We start from the raw sequence: 25,052 nt of genomic DNA, 5'->3' as shown, positions 1-25,052 counted from the left end.
TCTCAAGCGCCTATTTTCGCCCCCAAACCGGGGTGGGGCAAGCAAACCGCCACGTCGGTGACCAAATGGTGAGGGTGCCTGCGTCAGTCTGCCGCGGTTCAGGCCGCCAGTTTGGAGCGCTTGGGCAGCTGTGCGCGCAGGAAGGCCATCTGGTCGGCCAGAATATTGCGGTTGGAGAGGATCATGTGCTCGATCCAGCTCGGCCGGTACGGCACCGCCAGCAGGGGCATGCCGGCCTGCTGCGGGGTCCGGTTGCTCTTGCGCGAATTGCAGTGGAAGCAGGCGCTGACCACGTTCTCCCAGACGTCCAGGCCGCCCTTGGAAATCGGCATGACGTGGTCGCGGGTCAATTGCGGGCGATTGAACTGCTGCCCGCAGTACAGGCACAGGTGCGAATCGCGCGCGAACAGCGCCGGGTTGGACAGGTTCGGGGTGGGGTCCAGCGCGCGCGAGCGCGCATGGCCGCGCGCGGCGATGATCGGGTGCAGGTCCATGCCGCTGCGCAGGCCGGTATCGCGGCTGATGCCACCGTGGATGTGCACGCAGGGGTCGCCGAGGGTCCAGGCGACGGCATCACGGGCGTAAAGGCAGGCCGCATCCTGCCAGGTGATCCAGTCCAGCACCCGCCCGTGGGCATCCAGCGACAACAGGCGGACCGAGCCGGGCCGGTGCAGCGTGGCGATGGGCGATGCTTCGGCGACCGGGGCGGACGAGGCTCCGGTATCGATCAGACCCAAGCGTGTAGTGTCTGTCTCCATCGGGAAAACAGCTTATACCCGAATCATTACGAATTGTGTATAGGCGCGCAACGGAGGTGCGCGCCGGGCCGGGCCGACGGTCGGTCGGCACCGGCCCTGCACAGTCAGGCCCCGAACCGCGCGTCGTCCATCGCCATCAGCGATTCCGCCCCGGCCTGGATGGCCGCCGCGTGGCTGAGCGTGCGCGGCAGCACACGGGCGAAGTAGAAACGCGCGGTCTCGCGCTTGGCCTGCTTGAACGCCTCGCTCTGGGCGGAGGCGTCGGCGGCGGCGACGCTGCGCGCCCACCAGTAGGCCAGCACCACGTAGCCCGAGTAGAACAGGTAGTCGAAGCTGGCCGCGCCCAGCTCGTCGGGGTTGCCGGCCGCGCGCTGCAGGGTGGCCAGGGTCAGCGAGCCCCACTCGTCGGCCTTGGCGCGGAGCGGGGTGATGAACTCGGCCAGCGCCGCGTCGCCCTCATTGGCCTTGGCGAACGCCTCGATCTCGGCCAGCATCAGCTTCAGGCCCGCGCCCTGGCTGGACGCGGTCTTGCGCCCGATCAGGTCCAGCGCCTGGATGCCGGTGGTGCCTTCGTACAGGGTGGTGATGCGCGCATCGCGGGCAAGCTGCTCCATGCCGTGCTCGCGGATGTAGCCGTGGCCGCCGAAGCACTGCAGGGCGTTGTAGGTGTTCTCGATCCCCCATTCGGTCTGGCAGGCCTTGGAGATCGGGGTCAGGAAGCTCACCAGCGTATCGGCGCGTTCCCGCTCGGCGGCATCGTCGGCGTGGTGGGCAACATCGACCAGCGTGGCCGCGTGCAGCGCGAGCAGGCGGCTGCCCTCGACCAGGGACTTGACCGTCAGCAGCATGCGTCGGACGTCCGGATGTACCAGGATCGGATCGGCCGGCTTGTCGGGGAACTTGGCACCGCTCAGTGCGCGCGACTGCAGACGGTCACGCGCGTACGCCAGGGCGTTCTGGTAGGCGCGCTCGGACAGGCCGATGCCCTGCAGGCCGACACCGAGGCGCGCGGTGTTCATCATGGTGAACATCGCCTGCAGGCCCTTGTGCGGCTGGCCGACCAGGTAGCCCTGGGCGCCATCGAAGTTCATGACGCAGGTGACCGAGCCCTTGATGCCCATCTTGTGTTCGATCGAGCCGCAGCGCAGCGCATTGCGTTCGCCCACGTTGCCGTCGCGGTCGACCTTGAACTTGGGGGTGACGAACAGCGAGATGCCCTTGGCGCCGGCCGGGGCGTCGGGGAGCTTGGCCAGCACCAGGTGCACGATGTTGTCGGTGAGGTCGTGCTCGCCGGCGGTGATGAAGATTTTGGTGCCGGTGATCGCGTAGCTGCCATCGGCGTTCGGCTCGGCCTTGGTCTTGAGCAGGCCCAGATCGGTGCCGCAGTGCGGTTCGGTCAGGCACATGGTGCCCGTCCAGCGGCCTTCGATCAGCGGCTTCAGGAAGGCCTCCTGCTGCCAGGCTTCACCGTGCTGCTTGAGCGCTTCGATGGCGCCATGCGAGAGCAGCGGGAAGTTGCCCCACGCCAGGTTGGCGGCATTGATCATTTCGTTGAGCGGCACGCCCAGCGTGTGCGGCAGGCCCTGGCCGCCCAGCTCGGGCGCGGCGGTAAGGCCGGTCCAGCCGCCCTCCACGAACTGCGCATAGGCCTGCTTGAAGCCGGGCGGGGTGGTGACCTCGCCGGTGGCCTGGTCGAGCACGCAGCCGATTTCATCGCCCACGCTGTTCAACGGTGCCAGCACGGTGGTGCTGAAACGGCCGGCTTCTTCCAACACGGCATCGACCACGTCGGTGGTGGCATCGGCAAAGCCCAGGCGGGCAAACAGCGATTCCACCTTGAGGACATCGTGCAGGGCGAAACGGATATCGGAAAGCGGGGCGGTGTAGCTGCTCATCGGTAGGTCTCGATCAGGTGCAAGGGAAGGCGGACACGCCGCCGGTCAGCGCAGCACGCCGGGCAGGCCGGGGGCCTGGTTGAGCGTGCTGCGTTGGTCGATCTCGAAACTGCGCTGCTTCTTTTCCTGCGGCGTGGCACTGACGGTGCCCGTGAGCCTGTAAGCCAGGGTGCGGTTGCCCGCCAGGGCGTCGGCCACTACCAGGCGGGCGCCGGAGGAAGGTTGCAGGCGCAGGGTGACGACGTCGGCGGACTCGCCGCCGATCGACAGTGCAGGCGTGGTCTGCAGGGTGCCCGCGTCTTCGTCGTCCACCTTCAGGGACAGCGCGACGGCATCGAAGGTCATGGGCATCGAGCTGAAATTCTGCAGCCGCAGGGCGACATCCCAGCCCCCGTCGGCGCGCACGGTCAACTGCTGCAGGCTCGCTGCCGGCGGCGAGACGCGTTTGACCACGCCGGTGTTGCAGGCGGCCAGGGCCAGGGTGGTGCCGGCCACCAGGGCGATCATCGCGGCGGTACGGAAGCGGTGGAACATGGGCGCAATCCTCGTGCAGGGTGCTGCGTGGGTGAAAGCATACTACGGCGTATGGTGGTTGTGCGGCCGCGCGGCGGCCTCCCCGCAAGGGTAGGCGGAGACGGTGTCGTTCAGGTAGGGGGACGCGTCGCGCCGCTCAGTCCAGCGGCGCCATGACCCGCAATGGGCCCAGGTCGTAACCCATCGCCTCGGCCCGGGCCTTGAGGTCGGCGAACTGCGCCTTGTCCATGCTCGGCGAGCGCGACAGGATCCACAGGTACTTCCGGTCCGGATCGCCCACGACCGCCCACTGGTAGTCCGGGTCCAGCGCGATCACCCAGTAGTCGGCCCACACCAGCGGCACCCAGGCCAGCCAGTCCGGTACGAAGCGCACCTGCAGCTGGCCAGGCTCATCCGGCACCGGACGCGCCACGCCCTCGGCCGCGATATGTCCGCCGTCCCCGGTGCGGCACGCGTTGTGCACGCTGATGCGACCGTCTGCGCGCAGCGCATAGGTGGCGGTGATGTCGCCCACGCACTTCTTCTGGAACGACACCGGCAGATGGGCGATCTCGTGCCACTGGCCGGCATAGCGTCCCATGTCCAGGGCAGGGACCGAACGCACCGGCGCGGCGGCGCTGGCGACGGTGGCCGACAGAAGCATGCCGAGGGCAAGCAGGGCAGGACGCAGACGCATGGGAGGACTCCTCGGTGGACGCTCGAGCTTAGGAGGCGGCGGCCGCGCCGGTGTAAAAGTTTCGTCATCGCGGTGTGGCGTGCCGGGGCATCGGCGACAGGCGGACGCACGGAAGGCGCCGTGTTTTCACGCATGCGCTGCGATGTGTTCACGACGACGGGACGGCGCGATGACTAGCTTGAATGCTCCAACGGTATCCCGACAGGGGAAAACAGCATGATCAAGTGGGCCATCATTTTTCTGGTCATCGGCCTCATCGCCGGTGCCCTCGGTTTCGCCGGCATCGGCGGGGCAGCCATCGGCATCGCCAAGTTCCTGTTCTGGGCCGGCATCATCATCGCCGTCGTGCTGTTCCTGCTCGGCATGACTGTTGCCAAGAAGGTGAGTTAGCGCCCGCCAGCGGATGCCGCGAACGGCATGAGGCAAAAAAAAAGACCTGCATTTCTGCAGGTCTTTTCAAATAGTGGTGGCCGAGGACGGAATCGAACCGCCGACACGGGGATTTTCAATCCCCTGCTCTACCAACTGAGCTACTCGGCCACTTCATCGCTGCGTTGCCGCTGGCGAGGACGCGAATAATACGGAGGTCTGAGAGGTTCGGCAAGCCTTTCATCAAAAAAATTTCACATTTGCTGCTGAGGGTGCCGCGCGGCCTCGCGCATGCCGGCCAGCAGCACGATGCCGATTGCCATGAGGATCGTCGCCAGCAGCAGCGACGCGCGGTAGGAACCGCTGTCGCGGGCGAGCATGCCGGCCACCGCCGGCGCGATGATCTGCGCCACGCCGTAGCTCAGCGTGAGCGTGGCCATCGCCGCAGCAGGGTTCTGCGGATAGTGGCGGCCCACCACGGTAAGCGTGAGGCTGACGATGCCGGCGAAGGTGATCCCAAACAGCAACGCGCTGCCGACGCCCGCAGCGAGGCCGTCGTCGAGCAGCGGCAGCACGAACGACAGGGCCTGCAGCGCGAAGGCGACCCACAGCGCACGGATCATGCCCACGCGCGCAGCCAGCCGATCCCACAGGAACGTCGACGGCACCGCCGCCAGACCGACCAGCACCCATACCGCACTGCCATGCCCGCTGAAGACGGCGGTCTGTTCGAGTATGGCGACGATGAAGGTCGCGCCAATGGCGAAGCCGAAGCCGGCGCAGAAGTAGGCAGCGACCAGGAGCACGCGCCAGCGCCGTGATGGCGGTGGCGGCGCGCTGGCCAGGTGTGCCGCCGACGGCGCGGCGGGTGCCGGCATCCAGCGCCACGCCGGCACCAGGAAGACCACGCCGAGCAGCCCCAGCCAGACCCATTGTCCGCTCGAACCGGCGTGCCCGGCCAGGAGCGCGGTCGCCAGGCCGGACACCGCGATACCCAGTCCGAGCCCGGCGAAATGCAGGCCAAGCCGCGGTCGTCGGCGCTGCGCCAGCAGCCAGTTCAACACCAGCCCGGAGGCCAGCAGCAGGCCGGCGGTACTGGACATGCCGGCGATGAAGCGCAGCACGCTCCAGAGCCACGGCCGGGTGGTGCAGCCCATGAGCGCCGTGGCGGCCACCGCGAGCAGCAGGCCGGCCCGGTAGAAGCGGAACCGGCGCTGCGGGTCGCCGACGCGCGCCACCAGCAGGGTGCCGAGCAGGTAGCCCAGGTAGTTGAACGTTGCCAGCCAGCCGCCCTGCGCGGCGCTCAGCCCGGCATCGGCGCGCATCAGCGGCAACAGCGGCGTGTAGGCGAAGCGGGCCAGACCCACGGTGAGTACCAGGGCGCAGATGCCGGCGCCGATCACCTGCCAGGGGTGCAGCGACGACGGGGACGGCGGGGAGGGCAGGGTCATGGTGGTTGAGGGGGCGGGCGGCGGCAGCCCCATCCTCGGCGACATCGCGCCGGCTGTCTTTCGATAGAATGACGCATTATGTCGATGAAACGACTCTCACTGCCCGCCCGGTCGGCGCCGTGGCGCGACGTGGCGGTGCCGCCGCTGCGTCGGCTGGCCTGGCCGGTGGTGGCACGCAGCCAGCAGCTGGCCGCCGGGGAGCGCTTCCCCCCGCATGCGCACGGCTGGAACCAGCTCGTGTTCGCGACCGAAGGCGTGCTGCAGGTCACCGCCGCGCATGCGCGTTACGTGATCTCACCGCAGCAGGCGCTGTGGGTACCCACCTCGACGGTGCATCACACCGGTGCCTTGAGTACCGCCGCGTTCCGCAACCTGTATGTTGCCGATGACGCGGCCCCGGGCATGCCCGATCACTGTGTGGTAGTGGATGCGTCACCGCTGCTGCGCGAATTGATCGTCGAACTTGGCCGCACCGACCCCGCGCAAGACGCGGCCTGCTACAGCGCACTGTGCGCGGTGATCTGCACGCAGCTCCCACGCCAGACGCGCCACGTGCGGCACCTGCCCTGGCCGCAGGACGCGCGCCTGCAACGGTGGTGCCAGCGGTTGTACGACCATCCCGGTGATACGCGCGACCTGCCGACCTGGGCGCTGCGGATGGGGATCTCCGCGCGCACGCTTGCGCGTCACTTCCAACGAGAGACCGGCATGAACGTGCGTGCATGGCGGGCGCGCCTGCGCCTGCTGCGCGCGATGGAGGGGCTGGTGCAGGGGCGCTCGCCGACCACCATCGCGCATGAACTCGGCTACGCGTCGGCATCGGCGTTCAATTACATGTTCCGGATCGAAACCGGCATGACCCCGCTGCAATGGCGCCGGGCGCGGCAGGGCACGGATGCGCCGGGCTAGCGACGCGCGTCGCTCAGGGCTGCACCGGACAGGCCAGGTTGACCAGCCGGTCGTTCTCAAAGCGCGCGCGGATCTCGCCGCCGCCGACTTTGTCGGCTGTCCACCAGGCGGTGGTGCCGGCGTCCCGCAACGGGTTGCCCAGTTCGAAGTACACGTGCCGGCGGCTGTCGCCGGGTTGCACGCGTCCGCAGTGCGTGATCGGCGATGCCATCTGGCCGCAATCGCCCTGCAGCAGGCACAGGCGGGTGTAGCACTGCCGCGCACCGGAAGACCAGTGGCCCTGCGCCAGCAGACAGCCCGGCTCGGTGGTCAGCACGGCCCAGCATGCCAGTCCGAACACGGTGGTGGCCGACATCAGCGCGAGCAGCAGGTAGCGGCGCAGGTGGCGGTGGAGATGGGGGGTGACGGGGGTCATGGCGCCATGATGCGCCACTGCAATGCTGTGGTGTTGCCGGATGTGTCGATGTCCGTCGCGCAAGACGCGCGGCGGGTGGCCAGCATGGCATCGACGGAATGCTGGTCCGCCGCATCCCCGCGCGGGGCGGCAGCGCCGGCGGTCGGGTGTTGGGGTGCTCGCATTGCTATGCCGCGCGCGCTGACCATGCGAAAATCCCGCGAATTACTCAAGGAGCGGGGGGAAAGCATGGGATTTGTGATGTTCATCGTGGCGCTGGGCCTGGGCGCAACGGCGTGGTACCTGATCGCCGGGAAAGTGCTGGCAGGCAAGTCCGTACCGGTCCGCCACGGCGCGGGCCTGGTCGCGGCGCTGGCGGCGTTCATGGCCGCGTTGATCGTGATGGCGATCGCTGGCCTGATCAAACCAATGGAACCTGTCGAGCTGACCCCGGCCCAGGCCGAGCAGGTCAAGGAGCGCCAGGCCGAACGGGCGCAGCAGGATGCCGAGCGTGACGCACGCAAGGCCGGCCGCGCGTTCGAGGCCTCCAAGGACAAGACGTTGAAGGAGATCGCCGAGACCGGTCCTGCCAAGGCGCGCACCTTCGCCGAAAGCTATGCGGCCATGAATGGCGTGGACGAGGCGTCGCGCGAGGCGTTCTACCTGTGCCTGGGCGACTACATCGGCAGCAAGGATGGCCAGCTCAAGGCAGGCGATGTGCTGGGCTGGTGCCTGAACGATTTCAAGCACGACCCCGCCAGGTTCGTGGCCGACAAGTCACGCTACGATTACTTCAAGGTGCGCAGCCAGTTCAGCGCGTGGGACGGGTCCAGCTACAAGGTGGATGCGTTCATCAAATCCACGATGGAGAATCCGGATTCCTACAAGCACGTGAGCACGCGTCATCGCGTCAGGGTCGATCCCACCGAGACCTTCGTGCTGGTGGACACCACCTTCCGCGGTACCAATGCCTTCGGCGGCGTGGTGACCAACCAGGTGCGACTCAAGGTCGATCCTGCCACCGGCGACGTGCTGGACGTGCTTCACGCGCAGTAAGCCGGCGTGCGGCAACCGGCGTCGATCCGGTTGCCGCGCCTGCGGTGACATGCGCGTCACGGCCGAACCGCCACGCTGGTGCCATCGGGCCCTGCCGGGCCTGCCACCGTGAGCATCGACCATGAGCAGCACGCAGCAACCGCGAAAGGATGACCAGCAGGGCATCCAGGAAAGCCAGCAGGATCGCAAGCAGGACGAAACCGCCAAGCAGCGGCCGGGCCAGCACGATCAACAGGTGCACGACGCCAACACACGGCGCCCGACGCGGCAGGACCAGGCGCCGGAGTAATCCGCCGGCGGCATTGCGCAGGACGCAAAAAAAACCCCGGGAACCATGTTCCCGGGGTTTTCTGTTGAATAGTGGTGGAGCCAGGGAGGATCGAACTCCCGACCTCGTCATTGCGAACGACGCGCTCTCCCAGCTGAGCTATGGCCCCACGGATGGTGCGAACCGCATGGTACTGGCCGAGCCGGTGAACCACGCGACAGGCCTAGTGTAGCGCTGCCACGTCAGGGCTGCAAAGGGGGCCGGTCCTGGGCGGCACGGGCGTCTGCGGCCACGGTCTGACCTTCCGGACCGGGCGCGTGCCGGGCATAATCCGCGCCACGCATCCTGGCAGCAGCCAACCGATCAGGGTCGGGGATGGACGGCCGTCCCCCGCATCGCCCTGAAAACAACCTGCAACATCCGCGCAATATCGTGCCGCATCGCTGCGCAACCAGCGGTGCTGTCGTTGTTTTCCTGCGTGCGTCGCACGCCACCCAGTTCAGTACTGCCCGAGACCCCTGCATGCCTGTCAATCGCACCACCTCCGTGTCCCTGCGTCATTCTTCGCGCCGTGTTGCTGTAACCGGACCGCTGCCGCGCCGTCATGCCCTGGCGCTGGCCTGCGCCACCGCCTCGCTGCTTGGCCTGGCCGGCGCCGCCTCGGCCCAGGACGCGAGCCCGACCTCCCTCGACGCGATCACCGTGACCGCCGATCACCGCGAGCGCAATCTGCAGGAGGTGCCGGTGTCGGTCGGCGTAGTGCAGGGCGAGCGCATGCGCGACTACACCGCCGGTGGCGACGACACGCTGCTGGCGCTGTCGGGCAAGGTGCCGAGCTTCTATGCCGAAACCACCACCGGCCGCATCTTCCCGCGCTTCTACATCCGCGGCCTGGGCAACATCGATTTCTACCTGGGCGCCTCGCAGCCGGTGTCGATCATCCAGGACGACGTGGTGCTCGAGCACGTGGTGCTCAAGTCCAATCCGGTCTATGACGTGGACCAGGTCGAAGTGCTGCGCGGTCCGCAGGGCACGCTGTTCGGCCGCAACACCACCGCCGGCATCGTCAAGTTCGACAGCATCAAGCCGAGCCAGGACTACAGCGGTCGCGTGCAGGCCAGCTATGGCACTTACGGCAGCGTGGCGGTGGACGGCGGCTTCGGCGGTCCGATCAACGACATTGCCTCGTTCCGTGTCTCGGCGCTGTATCAGCACCGCGACGATTACGTGGACAACACCTACACCGGCCCGAGCGCCGATGGCACGGTCTCGCCGAAGAAGAATGCGATGGGCGGCTTCGACGACCGCAACGTGCGTGCGCAGCTGCTGCTGCAACCCAGCGATGCCTTCTCGCTGCTGGCCTCGGCGCATGCGCGCGATTACGACGGCACCTCCACCCTGTTCCTGCGCAGCGCGCTGACCAAGGGCTCCAACAAGACCGACGTGCCGCGCGACAAGGTCGCCTATGACGAAGCCGGCAACAACCCGCAGGCCTACAAGACCTACGGCGGCTCGATCAAGGCGGTCTACGATTTCGGCAACGTGTCGCTGACCTCGATCACCGCCTACGAAACCACTTCCGGCTACAGCCGTGGTGATACCGACGGCGGCGCGGCGGTGAACTATCCGGTCAACGGCGTGCCGAACGGCTACGGCCAGTCGATGGGCCAGATCCGCGATCTGGACCAGTGGACCCAGGAAATCCGCTTGGCCAACGGTGACGACAACCGCCTGAAGTGGCAGGTAGGCGCGTTCTACTTCGATGGCCGTGACACCACCGATTTCTACCAGCGCGCCTGGTTCCTGCAGGGCAATGCGCGCAATCCGAACAACTGGGTGCGCCTGCGCAACGTCAATACCTCGTGGGCCGGTTTCGGCCAGATCAGCTATGACGTCACCGACAGGTTCACGCTCACCGCCGGCCTGCGCCAGACCCGCGACGAGAAGCACACCCGCCTGCTGAAGACCGCCGATACCGCCGCCGGCGTGGTGACCTACAAGGGTCGCACCGACGTGGAGATGTCCGATACCACGCCGAGCTGGGATGTCAGCGCGATGTACGCGTTCAACCCGCAGCTGAGCGTGTATGCGCGCGTGGCGCGCGGCTTCCGTGGCCCGACCATCCAGGGCCGCTCGGCCGTGTTCAATGCCGACTTCACCACCGCGGACTCGGAAACCATCCTGTCCTGGGAAGCGGGCATCAAGAGCAGCCTGTGGGACAACCGCCTGCGCGTGAACGCCGCCGCGTTCACCTACGTGGTCAACGACATCCAGCTCAACGGCAACGACTCGGACGGCAACGGCGTGCTGTTCAACGCCGACAAGGCCAAGGCTTACGGCCTGGAAGCAGACATGGAACTGCGCCCGGTGCCGAACCTGAGCCTGAGCGCCGGCGTCAGCCTGCTGCACAGCGAGATCCAGGACGACCGCGTGTATGCGCAGGTGTGCGCCCTCAATGGTGCCGTGGTGTGTACGGTGAACGATCCGACCATCAAGGTTGGCGCGAACACCTTCGCCCAGATCAACGGCAACCCGCTGCCGAACGCGCCCAAGTACAACATCAACCTGGCCGCGCGTTATGACGTGCCGGTCAACGACAGCGATGTGTTCTTCGTGTCCACCGACTGGAACAGACAGGGTTACACCAGCTTCGTGCTGTACGACTCGGCCGAGTTCAACTCCAAGGGCAGCTTCGAAGGTGGCCTGAAGCTGGGCTACTCGGGCAACTATGGCGCCTGGGAAGTGGCGTTGTTCGCACGCAACATCACCAATGAGAAGAACCTCAAGGGTGTGATCGAAAACTACATGGCGGCGGTGTACAACGAACCGCGCACCGTGGGTGTTTCGCTCAACATGAACTGGTAATGGACGGGCATCGGCGCCGCGCAGCTGCGGTGCCGACGTCGCCTGTCGCACGCCTCGACAACGCCCTGCCCAAGCAGGGCGTTGTCGTTTCCGGTGTGCGTCGATCGCCGCCGCGTTGGGTCACGGACCGCGGCCCACGCCGTTCTACCTTGCGGCGGGCGCGGCCAGCGGCGGTGCCAGTTCGGCGAACAGGCCACCCAGTACGCCCATCGTGGCCTTGTCCGCGCCCATGTCTTCAGCCGCATTGGCGATGGCGATCACGGCATTGTTCTGGCCGGGGAACAGCACCACCCACGCCAGCCAGTTGCCATCCGAGCCGCCGTGCACGAGCACGGGCCCCTGGCGCCCGGCGATGGACGGCTGCACGCCCCAGTCCAGGCCCGATCCGCTACCCGGCTGCGCGGTCTGCATCAGTGCGTAGGACGCCGGGGTCAGCAGCGTACCCTTGCCCTGGCTGCCGGCAAGCTGGTCGATCGCGAACAGCGCCAGGTCCTGCAGGCGCATGTGCAGGTTGCCGGCGGCGGTGTAGATCGGCGGCACGCCGTCATCGGCCTTGCGCGGTGCGGTGGTCACCGGCTTGCCGGCGCGGTGGCCCAGCGGCTGGTTGCCGCGCGTCGGGCCGAAGCCGGCGCCCGTCATGCCCAGCGGATCAAACACTTCGCGCTGCATCAGCGTTTCCACATCCTTGCCGGTGGCGTGCTCGGCAATCACCGCGGCAATCAGGAAGCCGCTGTTGCTGTAGGCGAACTCGGTGCCCGGCGCATGCACCGGCGCGTCGGCCAACGCAGCCTTGATATACGCCTCACGCTGCACCGGCAGCGGCCGGGCGTCGGTGAAGAAGGCATCCAGTGCGGCCGCATCGGTCAGGTTTTCCGGCAGGCCGGCGCGGTGCGACAGCAGCTGTACCAGAGTGACATTGCGGTACTCCGGGCGCATCTGCGCCGACAGTTCCGGCAGCATCGTCGACAACGGGGCATCCCACGTCAGCACGCCCTGTTCGACCAGGCGCGCGATCACCGCCACGGTGATCGGTTTGCCGGTGGAGCCGATCATCCACTGGTCGTCGCGGGTGGCTACGGTCTTGGCGTCGCTGCGGCGCACACCGCTGACCGCCTGGTCGGCGACTTTGCCATCGCGGATCACCAGCACGCCCATCGCGGGGGTGGCGGTGCCCTGCATGGCGGTGGTGATGCGCGCATCGAGCGTGTCGGCAGCACCGGCGCTGCCGATCGCCAGGATCAGCCCCAGTGCCAGCAACGCGCGCAGGCCTCGCGTGCCACTGGGAACCACGGTCCATCGTGTCCGGATCGATTGCATGGGAATCCTTGCAGGGGTGGCGGTGAAGCCACTCTTGCACGCACCTCGGCGTGTTCCCATATGTCTGCGGTCACGGCCGCGCGACGTCTGTTCAGCCTGCAGCGGGGCAGTCTGCGTGGCCCATGCCGACACGCAGACGTGTAGAGGGGTCAGCCTGCCGGCAGCAGCGGAGCCAGCGCCGGTTCCAGCTGCGCCTGGCGCCAGCCGGCCAATGCAGCAGGCCACTGGCGGCTCTCCAGATAGCTTTCCAGATGCTTGCGCGAGGCCAGCACGCCGTCGGGCAGGCCCAGCTCGGCCGTGCGTGCGGCGACCGCATCCTGCAGGCGCTTGAGCGCCTGCTTGTTGGTGTCGTTGGCCGGCAGTGCCAACGGTGCCTCGGCCTCGTCATCCAACGGCGTGACCAGCGCCTGCCAGACCTGTGCGGCCAGCTTGCGCGGCGCCTTGGGGAAGCCCTCCATCAGGGCGCCGAGCGCATCGACATCGGCCGGCGGCGTGCGCGCGAGTACAGCGGCCAGTTCGTTGTCGAGAATCCAGCTGCGCGGCTTGTCGCTGACGCGTGCCTGCACATCGCGCCAGCGCAGCAGCCGCAGCAGGCGCATCTGCGCGGGCGTATCCATGAACTGCGCCGAGCGCATGGCCACATGCGGCCAGCGCTCTTCGTCGTGCTCGACGCTGGCGAGCAGGCGCTCGGCATCGTCCTGCAGCCACTGGCGACGATCGAGTTCGCCCAGCCGGGCGTCGATCGCGTCGTGCAGCGCGAACAGGTACTCCACGTCATCGGCGGCGTATTCCAGCTGCGCGTCGGAGAGCGGGCGCCGCATCCAGTCCGACCGGGTCTCGCCCTTGGCCAGGGTGACGCCGGTGATCGCGTTGACCAGCTTCTGGTAACCCATGCCGCCGCCGATGCCGGCCAGTGCCGCACCGATCTGGGTGTCGAACAGCGGCCGCGGCAGCACCCCGCAGGCCACTTTGAAGGTGACCAGATCTTCGCTGGCGCTGTGCATGATCTTGAGGATCGACGTGTCGGTCAGCCAGGGGGCCAGCGCTTCGGTCATGCCGGGGATCAGCGGATCGATCAGCAGGATGTCATCACCGACCGCCATCTGCACCAGGGCCAGTTGCGGCCAGTAAGTGCGCTCGCGGATGAATTCGGTATCCAGGCCGATGCGGGTGGGGCGCTGGCGGTAGCGCTCGTCCAGTTCCGCCGGGGTTTTGATCCAGTAAGCCACGTGGGGTTCCATCGACTGCAGGGTCTGCTCAGGGTGGGGAGGATAGCGCGATGCACCCCTGCACGGCCGCGCCAGTATGATGAGGCCCTGAACCATCAGGCGGCAGGGAACCGAATTTGCGATCGTCCGGCACATTGCCGTTGTTGCTGGCCCTGACGCTGGGGATGGCCAGCGGCTGCTCGCCCTCGACGCCGCCGGCTGCCACGCCGCCTGCGGCGGGAACCGGGCCGGCGCCTGCCGTGCGTGGACCGGTGGCGGCGCAGGTCACCATCGGGGGCGAGGACGCGGCCGAAACCGTGCAGCGCTGGGAGCCGCCGCCGGTCGTGATTGACGCGCAGGGCGTGGCCAAGGCGCATCGCGAGGCGACGCAGGCATTCGAGCAGGGGCGGCTGTACGCCACGTCCGCCGATGCGATTCCGATCTGGCTGGGCCTGTTGCAGCACAATCCCGGCGATCGCCAGGCGCAGGCCGGGCTGACGCGTGCGCGACACCGCCTGCTGGACGAGGCGACCGCCCTGCTGGCCCGGCCGCTGAAGCAGCGCGAGGCGCTGGCCGAGGCCGGTGACATGGCGCTGGTGCTGCTGACCTTGGCTCCGGAGGACCCCAAGGTGCGCCAGTTGCAGACGCGCGTTGAGAAGGCGCAGCGGGTGCTCGCCTACAACCGGGCCGGCGAGGATGACCTGCGTGCCGGGCGCATCGGTGAAGATGGCGATGGCGCGATTCCCAACTTCCGTGAGGCCCTGGCCCTGGACCCGGACAACGCGCGGGCACGCCAAGGGCTGGCGGCAGCGGAAAGCGCCTTGATCCGGCGCGCCGAGGACGCCGCGCGCGCCACCGATTTCAGCACCGCCGGCACCTGGCTGGCCGAAGCGGCCAAGGTGCGCGATTCGTCGATCACCATTGCCGACGCGTTTGAACGGATCGAGCGCATCCGCGCCGAGACGCTGGTCCGCCTGCGCGATGAAGGTCTGCGCGACCTGGCCACGCCGCAGGGGCTCAAGCCGGCGCGGCAGAAGCTGGAGGATGCGCTGCGGATCGCCCTGCCGGGCGACCCGGTGGTGGTGCAGTTGCGTGAGCGGATCGAACTGGTCACCCATTACGGCAGCTTCCGGCCGCGCCAAGTGTTCAGCGATGCGCTGCGTGACGGCGGGCGCGGCCCGCAGATGATCGTCGTGCCGCATGGCGGCTTCCAGATGGGCGCGGGCGACAGCGAGCCTGGCGCCACCGATGCCGAAAAGCCCTCCCACTATGTGCGGTTCGAGCGCGGCTTTGCCCTGTCGATCACCGAGGTGACGGTCGCCGACTTCCGCCGCTATGTGGAGGCGACCAAGGCGCGCCCGCGCGCGACCCGGCGCGGCCATTCGATCGTGTATGACGAGCGCAGCGGCAACTTCATGCGCCGCAGCGGCGTGGACTGGCAGTCGGACTACAGCGGCGCCCCGGCAATCGCCACCCTGCCGGTGATGCATGTGAGTGTGCGTGATGCCGAGCACTACGCCGCCTGGCTGTCCGAGCAGACCGGCCGTTCCTACCGGCTGCCGAGCGAAGCCGAGTTCGAGTACGTGCTGCGCGCGGGCAGCAGTGGTCGCTACCCCTGGGGCGACGCTGGCACGCCGCCGCCGCGCGCGGGCAACTTCACCGGTGGCAAGGACGTTTCGCCGTCCGGGCGCCGCTGGTACAACGCCTTTGTCGGCTATGGCGACGGATATTGGGGACCGGCGCCCGTGGCGACCTTCGAACCCAACGCCTGGGGCGTTCACGACATCGCTGGCAATCTCAGCGAGTGGGTTGCCGACTGCTGGCATGCCAGCTATCGGCGCGCGCCGTCCGACGGCGTGGCCTGGTTCAACCCGGGCTGCCGCCAGCGCGTGATCCGCGGCGGCAACTGGGCCAACGCGCCCGAGCAGACCCGCGCGGCCTGGCGGCAGTCGCAGGACTCGGACACCACCAGCGCCCGCATCGGCTTCCGGCTGGTGCGCGGCATCTGAGCGATCTAGGATGGGCGGGCGCGGGGCGGCGTGCCCCGGACCCACCAGGAACCACGAGCATGCGCAACGATCCATTTGGCGGTCAGCAGCAGGGCCGGGCCCGGCGACCGGGATTGTTCGGCAACATCCGCTGGTGGGTGCTGCTGGCGTTCGCCGGCTACGCCGCCTTCTACTGGTTCTCCAACCGTGCGGTGGACCCCTATACCGGGGAAAGCGTGCTGATCGACAGCTCGCTCGATGCCACTCAGGAGAAGGCGCTGGGGCTGCAGGCCTACCAGCAGATCCTGGCGCAGGAGCGCCCGGTCGATCCGAACCTGCAGGTGTCCCGGGATGTGCGTGCGATCGCCCAGCGCCTGATCAACAAGGTCGACGTGGTGGAAACCGCGCTTGCCGAGGAGCATGGGCTCAAGCCGGCGCATTTCTCCCGCGACTTCGAGTGGGAGGTGAACGTCATCCAGTCCGATCAGGCCAATGCGTTCTGCCTGCCGGGCGGCAAGATGGCGGTGTACACCGGATTGATCCCGGTGGCGCGCACCACCGATGCGATGGCGGTGGTGATGGGGCACGAGATTGCCCACGCGCTGCTGCGTCACGGGGCACAGCGCATGGCCCAGCAGAAGCTGACCCAGATCGGACAGATGGCCGGCGCGGCCAGCGGCATGGACCCGCAGCAGCAACAGATGGTGATGTCGGCGATGGGCTACGGCTACCTGCTGCCGTATGCACGCAGCCACGAGACCCAGGCCGACGAAGTGGGCCTGATGCTGGCGGCCGCCGCCTGCTTCGACCCGCGCGAAGCGATTCCACTGTGGGAGCGGATGGGCCAGAGCAGCGGGCAGGCACCGCCGGAGTTCTCCTCCACCCATCCCAACCCAGGCACGCGCATCCAGAACCTGCAGGCGCTGATGCCCAAGGCGATGGAGTACCGCAAGCGCTTCTGCGAGAGCGCGGGCTGACCTGGCCACTGCCGGCACGCATCGCCGGCACGGTGCCTCAGCGGGCGGGGTCTTTCACCACGACCTGGATCGCCCCGTCCTGCACGCGCGCGGTGAGCGTGTCGCCGGGACGGACCTGCAGCGGGGACCGCACCAGGCTGCCATCGTCCTCGCGGGTCAGGATGGCGTAACCGCGTGCCACCGTGGCCAGCGGGCTGACCGCTTCCATTGAACGGGCGAGGGCACGCAGGCGCAGGCCATCACGTTGCAGGTGACGCGCGATGGCGCCATCGGCACGTGGCTGCAGACGCTGCAGCCGTTCCCGTAGTGCATCCAGGCGACGCTGCGGGTGACCGTTGCGCAGCACCGCCGCGGCATGGCGAAGCCGCGCCAGGCGGCGCTCATGCAACTGCTGCCACAGGGCGACCAGGTGCCGTGCCGCGTCCTGCTGGCGCCGCCGCAGCAGCTGCAGGCGGGCCTGCGGGCTCTGCGCGTTGAGGCGCAGCAGGGCGCGGTCGGTGCGTTGCATGGCCTGGCCCAGCGCATGGCGTTGCAGTTGCGCCAGGCGCGCGTCCAGGCGACGCAGGTGCAGCGCCAGGTCGCGCTGGTCGGGCACCAGCAGTTCGGCGGCGACGGAGGGGGTGGGCGCGCGCAGGTCGGCGGCGAAATCGGCCAGGCTGAAGTCGGTTTCGTGACCGACCGCCGAGACCACCGGGGTGGTGCAGGCGGCGATGGCACGGGCCAGCTGCTCGTCGTTGAACGCCCACAGATCCTCCAGCGAGCCGCCACCGCGGGTGAGCAGGATCACGTCGTAGCGGCCGCTGGTGTCGGCGCCGCGCAGCAGCGCGGTGATCTGCGCGGCGGCACTGTCGCCCTGCACCAGGCTTGGCAGCAGGTCCACTTCCAGCAGCGGGAAGCGCCGTTCCAGCACGCTCAGCACGTCGCGTACGGCTGCGCCGGTGGGCGAGGTGATCACCGCCAGACGGCGCACGTGGGCGGGCAGGGCGCGCTTGCGCTCGGGCGCGAACAGGCCTTCGGCTTCCAGGCGCGCCTTGAGCTGTTCGTACGCGCGGCGCAGGGCGCCTTCGCCGGCTTCCTCCATGTGGTCCAGCACCAGCTGGTACTCGCCGCGCGCTTCGTACAGGGTCAACCGGCCGCGGGCCAGCACGCGCATGCCTTCGCGCGGGATGAACTTCAGCCACTGGCTCTTCGGCTTGAACAGCGCGGCGCGGATCTGCGCGCGCGCATCCTTGAGCGTGACGTACATGTGGCCGGACGCCGGGCGGGTGACGCTGCCGAGTTCGGCTTCCACCCAGATCAGCGGGAAAGCGCCTTCCAGCAGGTCGCGGGCCAGGATGTTGAGCTGGCTGGGCGTGAGGATCTGCGCGCTGCGGTCCATGAGGGGATAGAACGGTACGAACGGGGAGGCATGGTCGCACGTTGGCGCGCGTGCTTCATCCCGCGGCGTCGCGCCCGGCGTGCTGCTGCAGCGCCCATTCCACGTGTTCACGCACGATGGCTGACGGATGCGCGCGACGCGCGTGCAGCGCGGCGAGGGTGTCGGCATGGGTGGGCGCGTTGCCGAGCGCCACGGCGATGTTGCGCAGCCAGCGCTCGTGGCCGCTGCGGCGGATGGGGCTGCCTTCGGTACGCCGCAGGAACTCGTCTTCCTCCCAGGCGAACAGCTGCGCCAGCGAGGCGGTGTCCAGATCGTTGCGGGCGCGGAAATCGGGCTCGTCGGTACGCCGGGCGAATTTGTTCCAGGGGCACACCAGCTGGCAGTCGTCGCACCCGTAGATGCGGTTGCCCATCAGCGGGCGCATCGGCTCGGGAATGGCACCCTCGTGCTCGATGGTCAGGTAGGAGATGCAGCGCCGCGCATCCAGGCGCTGCGGCGCGATGATCGCCTGGGTGGGACACACATCGATGCAGCGCGTGCAGGTGCCGCAGTGCGCAGTCGCGGGCGTGTCCACCGGCAGCGGCAGATCGACGTAGATCTCGCCGAGGAAGAACCACGAGCCGCCCTGGCGGTCGATCAGGCAGGTGTGCTTGCCGATCCAGCCCAGCCCGGCATTGCGCGCCAGCGCGCGCTCCAGCACCGGCGCCGAATCGACGAACACCCGGTAGCCGAACGGACCGATCTCGGCGGCGAGGGCATCGGCGAACTTCTGCAGCCGGTTGCGCATCAGCTTGTGGTAGTCGCGGCCCAGCGCGTAGCGCGCCACGTAGGCGCGGTCGCCATCGTGCAGGGTGTCCCAGGCCTGGGCATCGTCCTTGTGGCCATAGTCCATGCCCACCGAGATCACCCGCACGGTGCCGGGCAGCAATTCGGCGGGGCGCGCGCGCAGCGTGCCGTGGCGGGCCATCCACTGCATGGTTCCGTACAGGCCTTTGCCGAGCCAGTCGGCGAGGTGCGCCTCATCCTCGCCCAGCTCGATGCCGGCCACCCCGCAGCGCTGGAATCCGTGCGCCCGCGCAAGGGCGCGCAGCCGGTGGGCGGCCAGGGCGGGGTCGAGCGGGACAGGGGCGGGGACGGCGGACATCAGGGGGCAAGTATAGAATCCCGTCATGCTTGAACTCGCTGAACTCTTCGACACCCCTGCCGCCCGCCGCATCGATGCCCAGGCCAGTGCGCTGCTGGGCGACGGTGGCGCTTCGCTGATGGACCAGGCCGGTCTGGCCGCCTGGCAATGCCTGCTGGAGCACTGGCCGCAGGCCCAGCGCATCGGCGTGCTGGCCGGGCGCGGCAACAACGGTGGCGACGGCTACGTGCTGGCGGCGCTGGCGCGGCAGTCCGGCCGCCACGTGCAGGTGCTGCACCTGCCTGGCGACGCACCGGCCACGGCGCTGGCCCAGCGCGCACAGGCGGCCTTCCTGGCGCAGGGGGGGGATGTGCTGGCCGGCGACGGGCCGCTGCCCGCGATGGATGTCTGGGTGGACGCACTGTTCGGGATCGGACTGGATCGCGCGCCGGAGGCGGCCGCCGCGGCACGCATCGCCGCACTCAACCAGGAGACGGCCCCGGTGCTGGCACTGGATGTGCCCAGCGGCGTGGATGCGCGCACCGGCGCGGTGCCGGGCGTAGCCGTGCGGGCTGCTGTGACCCTGCAGTTCATTGTGTGCCACCAGGGCCTGTACACCGGCGATGCGCTGGAACATGTCGGCGAGCGCCGACTGGCACCGCTGCAGCTGCCCGAGGGCAGCGCCCGGGACGTGGTCGCATCGGCGTCGCGCTGGCACCACGAACGCGTGCGCGCGCTGCTGGCGCCCCGTCGCGCCAACACCCACAAGGGCGAATCCGGGCAGGTCCTGTGCGTGGGCGGCAACCTTGGCAGCGGTGGCGCGGTGATGCTGTCCAGCGAGGCGGCCCTGCGCAGTGGCGCCGGACTGGTCCGTGTGGCCACCCGCCAGGCGCATGTCACCGCGCTGCTGTCGCGCCTGCCCGAAGCGATGGTGCACGCGGTTGAGGACGCCCAGGATCTGTCCGCGTTGCTGCCGCAGTCCGGCGTGATTGCGATCGGCCCGGGACTGGGTCAGGACGACTGGGCCCACGAACTGTGGCGGCAGGTGCTTGGCGCCGGCCGTCCGCTGGTGGTCGATGCGGATGCCTTGAATCTGCTGGCGCAGTCACCGCAGCCGCTGCCCGATGCCGTGCTGACCCCGCACCCGGGCGAAGCCGCGCGGCTGCTCGGCTGCAGCACCGCCGAGGTGCAGGGCGACCGCTTCGCCGCCGTACAGGCGCTCGCCCAGCGCTACCAGACCGTGGTGGTGCTGAAGGGGGCCGGCACGCTGGTCGCCGCGCCGCACGCCCGCCCGCGGGTGATTGCCGCCGGCAATCCCGGCATGGCCGTCGGAGGCATGGGAGACCTGCTGACCGGCGTGATCGCGGCACTGCGCGCGCAGGGGTTGGGAGCGTTCGACGCGGCCAGCACCGGCGCGCTGCTGCATGCCCTGGCCGGCGACGCCGCCGCCGCCGAAGGCCAGCGTGGCCTGCTGCCCACCGATCTTCTGGCGCCGCTGCGCCGCTTCGTCAATCCGGACCGCCCCGCATGATCACGTTTTTCCTCGCCGAACCCGCCGACACCGACCTGCTCGGGCAGTGGCTCGCGGCCACCCGCCCGGCGCAGGCCGTGGTGCAGCTGCAGGGCGACCTGGGGGCCGGCAAGTCGACGCTCGCCCGCGCGCTGCTGCGCGCGCTGGGGGTACAGGGCCCGATCCGCAGCCCGACGTACACGCTGGTGGAGCGGTATCCGCTGGCCGATGGGCACGAGGCCTGGCATCTGGACCTCTACCGTATCGGCCACGCCGGAGAGCTGGATTTCCTCGGGCTCGACGAGGGCAGCGCGTCGCTGTGGCTGGTCGAATGGCCGGAACGGGGCGCTGGCGCCCTGCCGCCCACCGACCTGGTGGTGGCGCTGGAGATCGAGGGGCAGGGGCGTCGCGTGCGGCTCCGCGCGGACAGCGCCGCGGGCCGTGAATGGCTCGATCGCCTTCCCCAAGGGGGTGACTTGCAGGCCCTTTCTGTCGGCTGACACTAGGAAAATCCGGCAGGTTACGGATTATTAAGGGAAAAGGAGTTGCATTTCATTCAGCGCGGTGATTGAATCCTGACCCATGCCAATGGGGAAACCACTCACTGCCCTCTGCGCCGTCGTCGGACTCTGTCTGGCGAGCGCCGTGGCGTGGGCGGGCGAGATCCGCCAGGTGGCGCTGGACACGGGCGCCACCGGCACCCGCGCGGAAATCGCGCTGTCCGGCAGCGGCGGCTACAAGACCCTCACCCTGGCCGGCCCGAACCGCCTGGTGGTCGATTTCCCCGACTCCACGGCCATCCGCAACCTCAGGCTGCCCACGCCGAAGGGCGTGGTGACGGCCGTGCGCACCGGCCAGCCGGTTCCCGGCACGTTCCGGGTGGTGTTCGACCTGGCCGAGTCGGTGGCGCCGTTCAGGCCGCAGATGCGCAGGCAGGGCAATGAGTCGACGCTGGTGATCGAATGGCCGGGCGATGGCGGCACGAACGTGGCCAGCACACCGGCCAGCGCGGCGCCGACCGCGACCGTTCCCGCATCGACCGCCACGCCGGCCTCCTCGGCTGCGCCGACGGCAGTCGCGCAGACGCCTGCACCGACGCCGGCAGACAGCGCCCAGGCGCGCAACGATGCCGCCCGCGCGACCGCGCTGCTGACCGCCTCGGTGCGACAGCAGGCCAGCGCTACTGCGGCTGCGCCGCTGCCGACCCCCGCCCCGACCACGGCTACGGCCAACGTGGCCGCCGCGGGCAGCGCCAACGCCGCCAGCAACTCTGCCTCGCCGGCAGCGATCCTCGCAGGCCAGCCCACTGCAGCCGTGGTGGCAGCGCCGGCTCCCGCGCCGGTACCGGCCTCCACGACCGCAGCCGAGGCCCCGCGTCCGGCGATGCCCAGCGATGCGTCGCGGATGAAGATGCGTCCGGGCATGCGCACCCTGGTGGTCGCCATCGATCCTGGTCACGGTGGGCAGGACCCCGGCGCGGTCGGCCCGACAGGCAAGCGCGAAAAGGACATCACCCTGGCCGTCGCGCGCGAACTGGCGCGGCAGGTCAATGCCACGCCGGGCCTGAAGGCGTTCCTGACCCGCGACACCGATGTGTTCATCCCGTTGCCGATGCGTGCGCAGAAGGCCCGCGCCGCCAAGGCCGACATCTTCATCTCGATCCATGCCGACGCGGCCGAGAACCGCGCGGCCACCGGGTCGTCGGTGTACGTGCTGTCCACCAAAGGCGCGTCCTCGCAGCGCGCCCGCTGGCTGGCGGACAAGGAAAACGCCGCCGATCTGGTCGGTGGCGTGCGCCTGCAGCAGACCGAGGGCACCCTGGCGAACGTGTTGCTGGACCTGGCCCAGAGCGGTTACATGAAAGCCTCCGAAGACGCGGCCGGGCACGTGCTGGGCGGGTTGAAGCGGATCGGCAAGAACCACAAGCCGAACATCGAGCGCGCCAACTTCGCGGTGCTGCGCACCTCCGACATGCCGGCGATGCTGGTGGAAACGGCCTTCATCTCCAACCCGGACGAGGAACGGCGCCTGATCGATCCGGCCTACCAGCGCCAGATCGCCGGGGCCGTGCTCGACGGCGTGCACACCTTCTTCAGCCGCCAGCCTCCGCCCGGCACCCTGTACGCCGCACGCGCCCAGGCCGAAATCGACGCCGCCGGCACTGTCGCCGGGGGAAGCAAATAAAAACCCGCCAAAGGCGGGTTTTTATTTGCCCGTAGAGCCGGCCTCTGGCCGGCTGACCTCAGCGCCAAAGGCGGGTTTTTATTTGCCCGTAGAGCCGGCCTCTGGCCGGCTGACCTCAGCGCCAAAGGCGGGTTTTTATTTGCCCGTAGAGCCGGCCTCTGGCCGGCTGACCTCAGCGCCAAAGGCAGGTTTTTATTTGCCCGTATGGCGGGTTTCGATTCACCCGTAGAGCCGGCCTCTGGCCGGCTGCACGGATGCCGCTATCATTCACGCATGACCATCCGCCAACTTCCCGACATCCTCATCAATCAGATCGCTGCAGGCGAGGTCGTCGAACGACCGGCCTCGGTGGTCAAGGAACTGGTGGAAAACGCGCTCGATGCCGGCGCCACACGCGTGGACATCGACCTGGAAGAAGGTGGCGTGCGCCTGATCCGGATCCGCGACGACGGCGGTGGCATCGCTCCCGAAGAGCTGCCGCTGGCCGTCTCCCGGCACGCCACCAGCAAGATCGCCAGCCTGGACGATCTCGAAGCGGTGGCCACGCTGGGTTTCCGTGGCGAAGCCTTGCCGTCGATCGCCTCGGTCAGCCGCTTCACCCTGTCCTCGCGACGCCCCGGTGACGCACACGGCTCGGCGTTGCAGATCGAGGGCGGCAAACTCGGGGAGGTCACCCCGCGCGCGCATGCACCCGGTACCACGGTAGAAGTGCGTGAGCTGTTCTACAACGTGCCCGCCCGACGCAAGTTCCTGCGCGCCGAACGCACCGAACTGGGCCATATCGAAGAATGGTTGCGGTCGTTGGCGCTGGCCCGCCCGGACGTGGAGCTGCGTGTTTCACACAACGGCAAACCGTCGCGACGCTACAAGCCCGGCGACCTGTATTCCGATGCGCGCCTGGGCGAGACGCTCGGCGACGACTTCGCGGCCCAGGCGCTGCGCGTGGACCACAGCGGTGCCGGCCTGCGCCTGCACGGCTGGATCGCGCAGCCGCATTACTCGCGGGCCAGTACCGATCAGCAGTACCTGTACGTCAATGGCCGGTCGGTGCGTGACCGCAGCGTCGCCCATGCGGTGAAGATGGCCTATGGCGACGTGCTGTTCCACGGTCGGCAGCCGGCCTACGTGCTGTTCCTGGAGCTGGACCCGACCCGCGTTGACGTCAATGTGCACCCGGCCAAGCACGAGGTGCGTTTCCGCGATTCGCGCCTCATCCACGATTTCGTCTACCGCACCCTGAAGGACGCGCTGGCCGAGACCCGGGCCGGCATGACCGCCGTCGGCATCGAGGCAGGTGCAGGCATCGCCGCGCCGATGGAGATGCAGGCAGGACAGAGCGGCGCTGCAGCGACCGGCGGTTACGCGTTGGCCGGCGGGGCGGGCGGTGGTGGCGGGATGGGGGGCGGCCAATGGCGGCCGCAACAGTCGCCGTTGGGCCTGCGCGTGGCCGACGCGCCCTCGGCCTATGCCGCGCTGTATGCGCAGCCGCGCGCCGACGATGACGCCGCACCCGCGTCGATGCCGGTGCCGGGCCAGTCCGGGCTGCCGGCGACCTCCGCCGACAGCGGCGTGCCGCCGTTGGGGTACGCCATCGCGCAGCTGCACGGCATCTACATCCTGGCCGAGAACGCCGAAGGCCTGATCGTGGTGGACATGCACGCCGCCCATGAGCGCATCGGCTACGAGCGGCTGAAGACCGCGCACGACGGCATCGGGCTGCACGCGCAACCGCTGCTGGTGCCGATCACCCTGGCGGTGGGCGAGCGCGATGCCGATACCGCCGAGCGCGAGGCGGACACGCTGGTGGCGCTGGGCTTTGAGATCACCCGGTCGGGACCGGGCTCGCTGCATGTGCGCAGCATTCCGGCGCTGCTGGCCAACGCCGAACCCGAAGGCCTGCTGCGCGATGTGCTCACCGACCTGCGTGAGCACGGCCAGAGCCGGCGCATCGCCAGCGCACGCGACGAACTCCTGTCGACGATGGCCTGTCACGGTGCCGTGCGCGCCAACCGACGGCTCACGGTGCCGGAAATGAACGCGCTGCTGCGCGACATGGAAATCACCGAGCGTTCCGGCCAGTGCAACCACGGCCGGCCGACCTGGGCCCGTTTTTCGCTGGCGGAAATCGACCGCTGGTTCCTGCGCGGACGTTGAAGGGGACAGACATGGGGAAGTGGGGAAGGCAGGTCGCA

Annotated in this window: 20 protein-coding genes, 2 tRNA genes and 1 pseudogene; 11 read left to right on the top strand and 12 right to left on the bottom strand. The window is 68.9% G+C overall.

Translation table 11 applies throughout. The features are described 5' to 3' along the window. Window positions 1-98: 98 nt before the first annotated feature. The 4 genes from GDJ08_RS14810 to GDJ08_RS14795 all read right to left on the bottom strand — a co-directional run bounded on the left by GDJ08_RS14810 (window position 99) and on the right by GDJ08_RS14795 (window position 3,863). On the bottom strand, window positions 99-758 hold the full coding sequence (locus tag GDJ08_RS14810; protein ID WP_136003233.1) for an HNH endonuclease: 660 nt from the start codon (window positions 756-758) through the stop codon (window positions 99-101). A gap of 104 nt (window positions 759-862) precedes the next feature. Continuing rightward, on the bottom strand, window positions 863-2,653 hold the full coding sequence (locus tag GDJ08_RS14805) for an acyl-CoA dehydrogenase C-terminal domain-containing protein (RefSeq protein WP_136003234.1): 1,791 nt from the start codon (window positions 2,651-2,653) through the stop codon (window positions 863-865). Between the two features lie 45 nt (window positions 2,654-2,698). After that, window positions 2,699-3,187, bottom strand: coding sequence for an LEA/WHy family protein (locus GDJ08_RS14800; RefSeq protein ID WP_017355246.1), 489 nt, complete (start codon window positions 3,185-3,187; stop codon window positions 2,699-2,701). A gap of 136 nt (window positions 3,188-3,323) precedes the next feature. Further along, on the bottom strand, window positions 3,324-3,863 hold the full coding sequence (locus GDJ08_RS14795; RefSeq protein ID WP_017355245.1) for a lipocalin family protein: 540 nt from the start codon (window positions 3,861-3,863) through the stop codon (window positions 3,324-3,326). A gap of 216 nt (window positions 3,864-4,079) precedes the next feature. Between GDJ08_RS14795 and GDJ08_RS14790 the strand changes: the two genes are divergently transcribed. After that, window positions 4,080-4,253: a DUF1328 family protein gene (locus GDJ08_RS14790; protein ID WP_017355244.1), complete on the top strand. Its 174-nt coding sequence runs from the start codon at window positions 4,080-4,082 to the stop codon at window positions 4,251-4,253. A gap of 74 nt (window positions 4,254-4,327) precedes the next feature. Here the strand turns inward: GDJ08_RS14790 and GDJ08_RS14785 are convergent. Both GDJ08_RS14785 and GDJ08_RS14780 read right to left on the bottom strand, forming a co-directional pair. After that, window positions 4,328-4,403 (bottom strand) — tRNA-Phe (locus tag GDJ08_RS14785). A gap of 83 nt (window positions 4,404-4,486) precedes the next feature. Beyond that, window positions 4,487-5,683: a YbfB/YjiJ family MFS transporter gene (locus tag GDJ08_RS14780; protein ID WP_017355243.1), complete on the bottom strand. Its 1,197-nt coding sequence runs from the start codon at window positions 5,681-5,683 to the stop codon at window positions 4,487-4,489. 84 nt (window positions 5,684-5,767) lie between these two features. On the opposite strand from GDJ08_RS14780, the gene GDJ08_RS14775 reads away from it, so the two are divergent. After that, complete coding sequence (locus tag GDJ08_RS14775) at window positions 5,768-6,592, top strand: AraC family transcriptional regulator (RefSeq protein WP_229296530.1); 825 nt, start codon at window positions 5,768-5,770, stop codon at window positions 6,590-6,592. Between the two features lie 13 nt (window positions 6,593-6,605). On the opposite strand, the gene GDJ08_RS14770 is transcribed toward GDJ08_RS14775, so the two are convergent. Further along, entirely contained in the window at window positions 6,606-7,007 is a 402-nt protein-coding gene (locus GDJ08_RS14770) for a hypothetical protein (protein ID WP_136003236.1), read from the bottom strand. A 228-nt stretch (window positions 7,008-7,235) separates the two neighbouring features. Here GDJ08_RS14770 and GDJ08_RS14765 point away from each other — a divergent pair, with 228 nt between their 5' ends. Continuing rightward, on the top strand, window positions 7,236-8,042 hold the full coding sequence (locus tag GDJ08_RS14765) for a hypothetical protein (protein WP_153165169.1): 807 nt from the start codon (window positions 7,236-7,238) through the stop codon (window positions 8,040-8,042). Between the two features lie 121 nt (window positions 8,043-8,163). Then, complete coding sequence (locus GDJ08_RS20045; protein WP_017355238.1) at window positions 8,164-8,331, top strand: hypothetical protein; 168 nt, start codon at window positions 8,164-8,166, stop codon at window positions 8,329-8,331. 72 nt (window positions 8,332-8,403) lie between these two features. Here the strand turns inward: GDJ08_RS20045 and GDJ08_RS14760 are convergent. Further along, window positions 8,404-8,479 (bottom strand) — tRNA-Ala (locus tag GDJ08_RS14760). 398 nt (window positions 8,480-8,877) lie between these two features. Between GDJ08_RS14760 and GDJ08_RS14755 the strand changes: the two are divergent. Next, window positions 8,878-11,175 (top strand): annotated as a pseudogene (locus GDJ08_RS14755) (TonB-dependent receptor); the annotation flags it as partial. 144 nt (window positions 11,176-11,319) lie between these two features. Here the strand turns inward: GDJ08_RS14755 and GDJ08_RS14750 are convergent. Beyond that, complete coding sequence (locus GDJ08_RS14750) at window positions 11,320-12,492, bottom strand: serine hydrolase domain-containing protein (RefSeq protein WP_165699821.1); 1,173 nt, start codon at window positions 12,490-12,492, stop codon at window positions 11,320-11,322. 149 nt (window positions 12,493-12,641) lie between these two features. Further along, entirely contained in the window at window positions 12,642-13,721 is a 1,080-nt protein-coding gene (rnd, locus tag GDJ08_RS14745; protein ID WP_153165167.1) for a ribonuclease D, read from the bottom strand. A gap of 164 nt (window positions 13,722-13,885) precedes the next feature. On the opposite strand from rnd, the gene GDJ08_RS14740 reads away from it, so the two are divergent. Continuing rightward, window positions 13,886-15,709 (top strand): formylglycine-generating enzyme family protein, encoded by a 1,824-nt coding sequence (locus GDJ08_RS14740; RefSeq protein WP_153165231.1) that lies wholly within the window; start codon window positions 13,886-13,888, stop codon window positions 15,707-15,709. A 59-nt stretch (window positions 15,710-15,768) separates the two neighbouring features. Continuing rightward, the gene (locus GDJ08_RS14735; protein WP_153165166.1) at window positions 15,769-16,665 is read left to right on the top strand and encodes a M48 family metallopeptidase; all 897 of its coding nucleotides are present in this window, start codon (window positions 15,769-15,771) and stop codon (window positions 16,663-16,665) included. Between the two features lie 37 nt (window positions 16,666-16,702). On the opposite strand, the gene xseA is transcribed toward GDJ08_RS14735, so the two are convergent. Then, a complete protein-coding gene (gene xseA / locus GDJ08_RS14730; protein ID WP_153165165.1) occupies window positions 16,703-18,043 on the bottom strand; it encodes an exodeoxyribonuclease VII large subunit in 1,341 nt (446 codons plus the stop codon). A gap of 55 nt (window positions 18,044-18,098) precedes the next feature. Next, complete coding sequence (gene queG, locus GDJ08_RS14725) at window positions 18,099-19,187, bottom strand: tRNA epoxyqueuosine(34) reductase QueG (RefSeq protein WP_136003242.1); 1,089 nt, start codon at window positions 19,185-19,187, stop codon at window positions 18,099-18,101. 25 nt (window positions 19,188-19,212) lie between these two features. Here queG and GDJ08_RS14720 point away from each other — a divergent pair, with 25 nt between their 5' ends. The 4 genes from GDJ08_RS14720 to mutL all read left to right on the top strand — a co-directional run bounded on the left by GDJ08_RS14720 (window position 19,213) and on the right by mutL (window position 25,014). Then, a complete protein-coding gene (locus GDJ08_RS14720) occupies window positions 19,213-20,697 on the top strand; it encodes an NAD(P)H-hydrate dehydratase (RefSeq protein ID WP_153165164.1) in 1,485 nt (494 codons plus the stop codon). Further along, window positions 20,694-21,176: a tRNA (adenosine(37)-N6)-threonylcarbamoyltransferase complex ATPase subunit type 1 TsaE gene (gene tsaE, locus GDJ08_RS14715; protein WP_136003244.1), complete on the top strand. Its 483-nt coding sequence runs from the start codon at window positions 20,694-20,696 to the stop codon at window positions 21,174-21,176. Before GDJ08_RS14720 ends, tsaE begins: the two co-directional genes overlap by 4 nt. A gap of 82 nt (window positions 21,177-21,258) precedes the next feature. Then, window positions 21,259-22,860, top strand: coding sequence for an N-acetylmuramoyl-L-alanine amidase (locus tag GDJ08_RS14710; RefSeq protein ID WP_423669153.1), 1,602 nt, complete (start codon window positions 21,259-21,261; stop codon window positions 22,858-22,860). A gap of 273 nt (window positions 22,861-23,133) precedes the next feature. Continuing rightward, window positions 23,134-25,014 carry a DNA mismatch repair endonuclease MutL gene (gene mutL, locus GDJ08_RS14705; protein ID WP_017357615.1) on the top strand — a complete coding sequence of 627 codons (1,881 nt, stop codon included), beginning with the start codon at window positions 23,134-23,136 and terminating at the stop codon, window positions 25,012-25,014. The last annotated feature ends 38 nt before the right edge of the window (window positions 25,015-25,052 follow it).

This window comes from Stenotrophomonas nematodicola, assembly GCF_009467805.1.
Lineage (GTDB): Bacteria > Pseudomonadota > Gammaproteobacteria > Xanthomonadales > Xanthomonadaceae > Stenotrophomonas > Stenotrophomonas nematodicola.
This window is presented reverse-complemented; position numbering and strand designations above follow the sequence as displayed.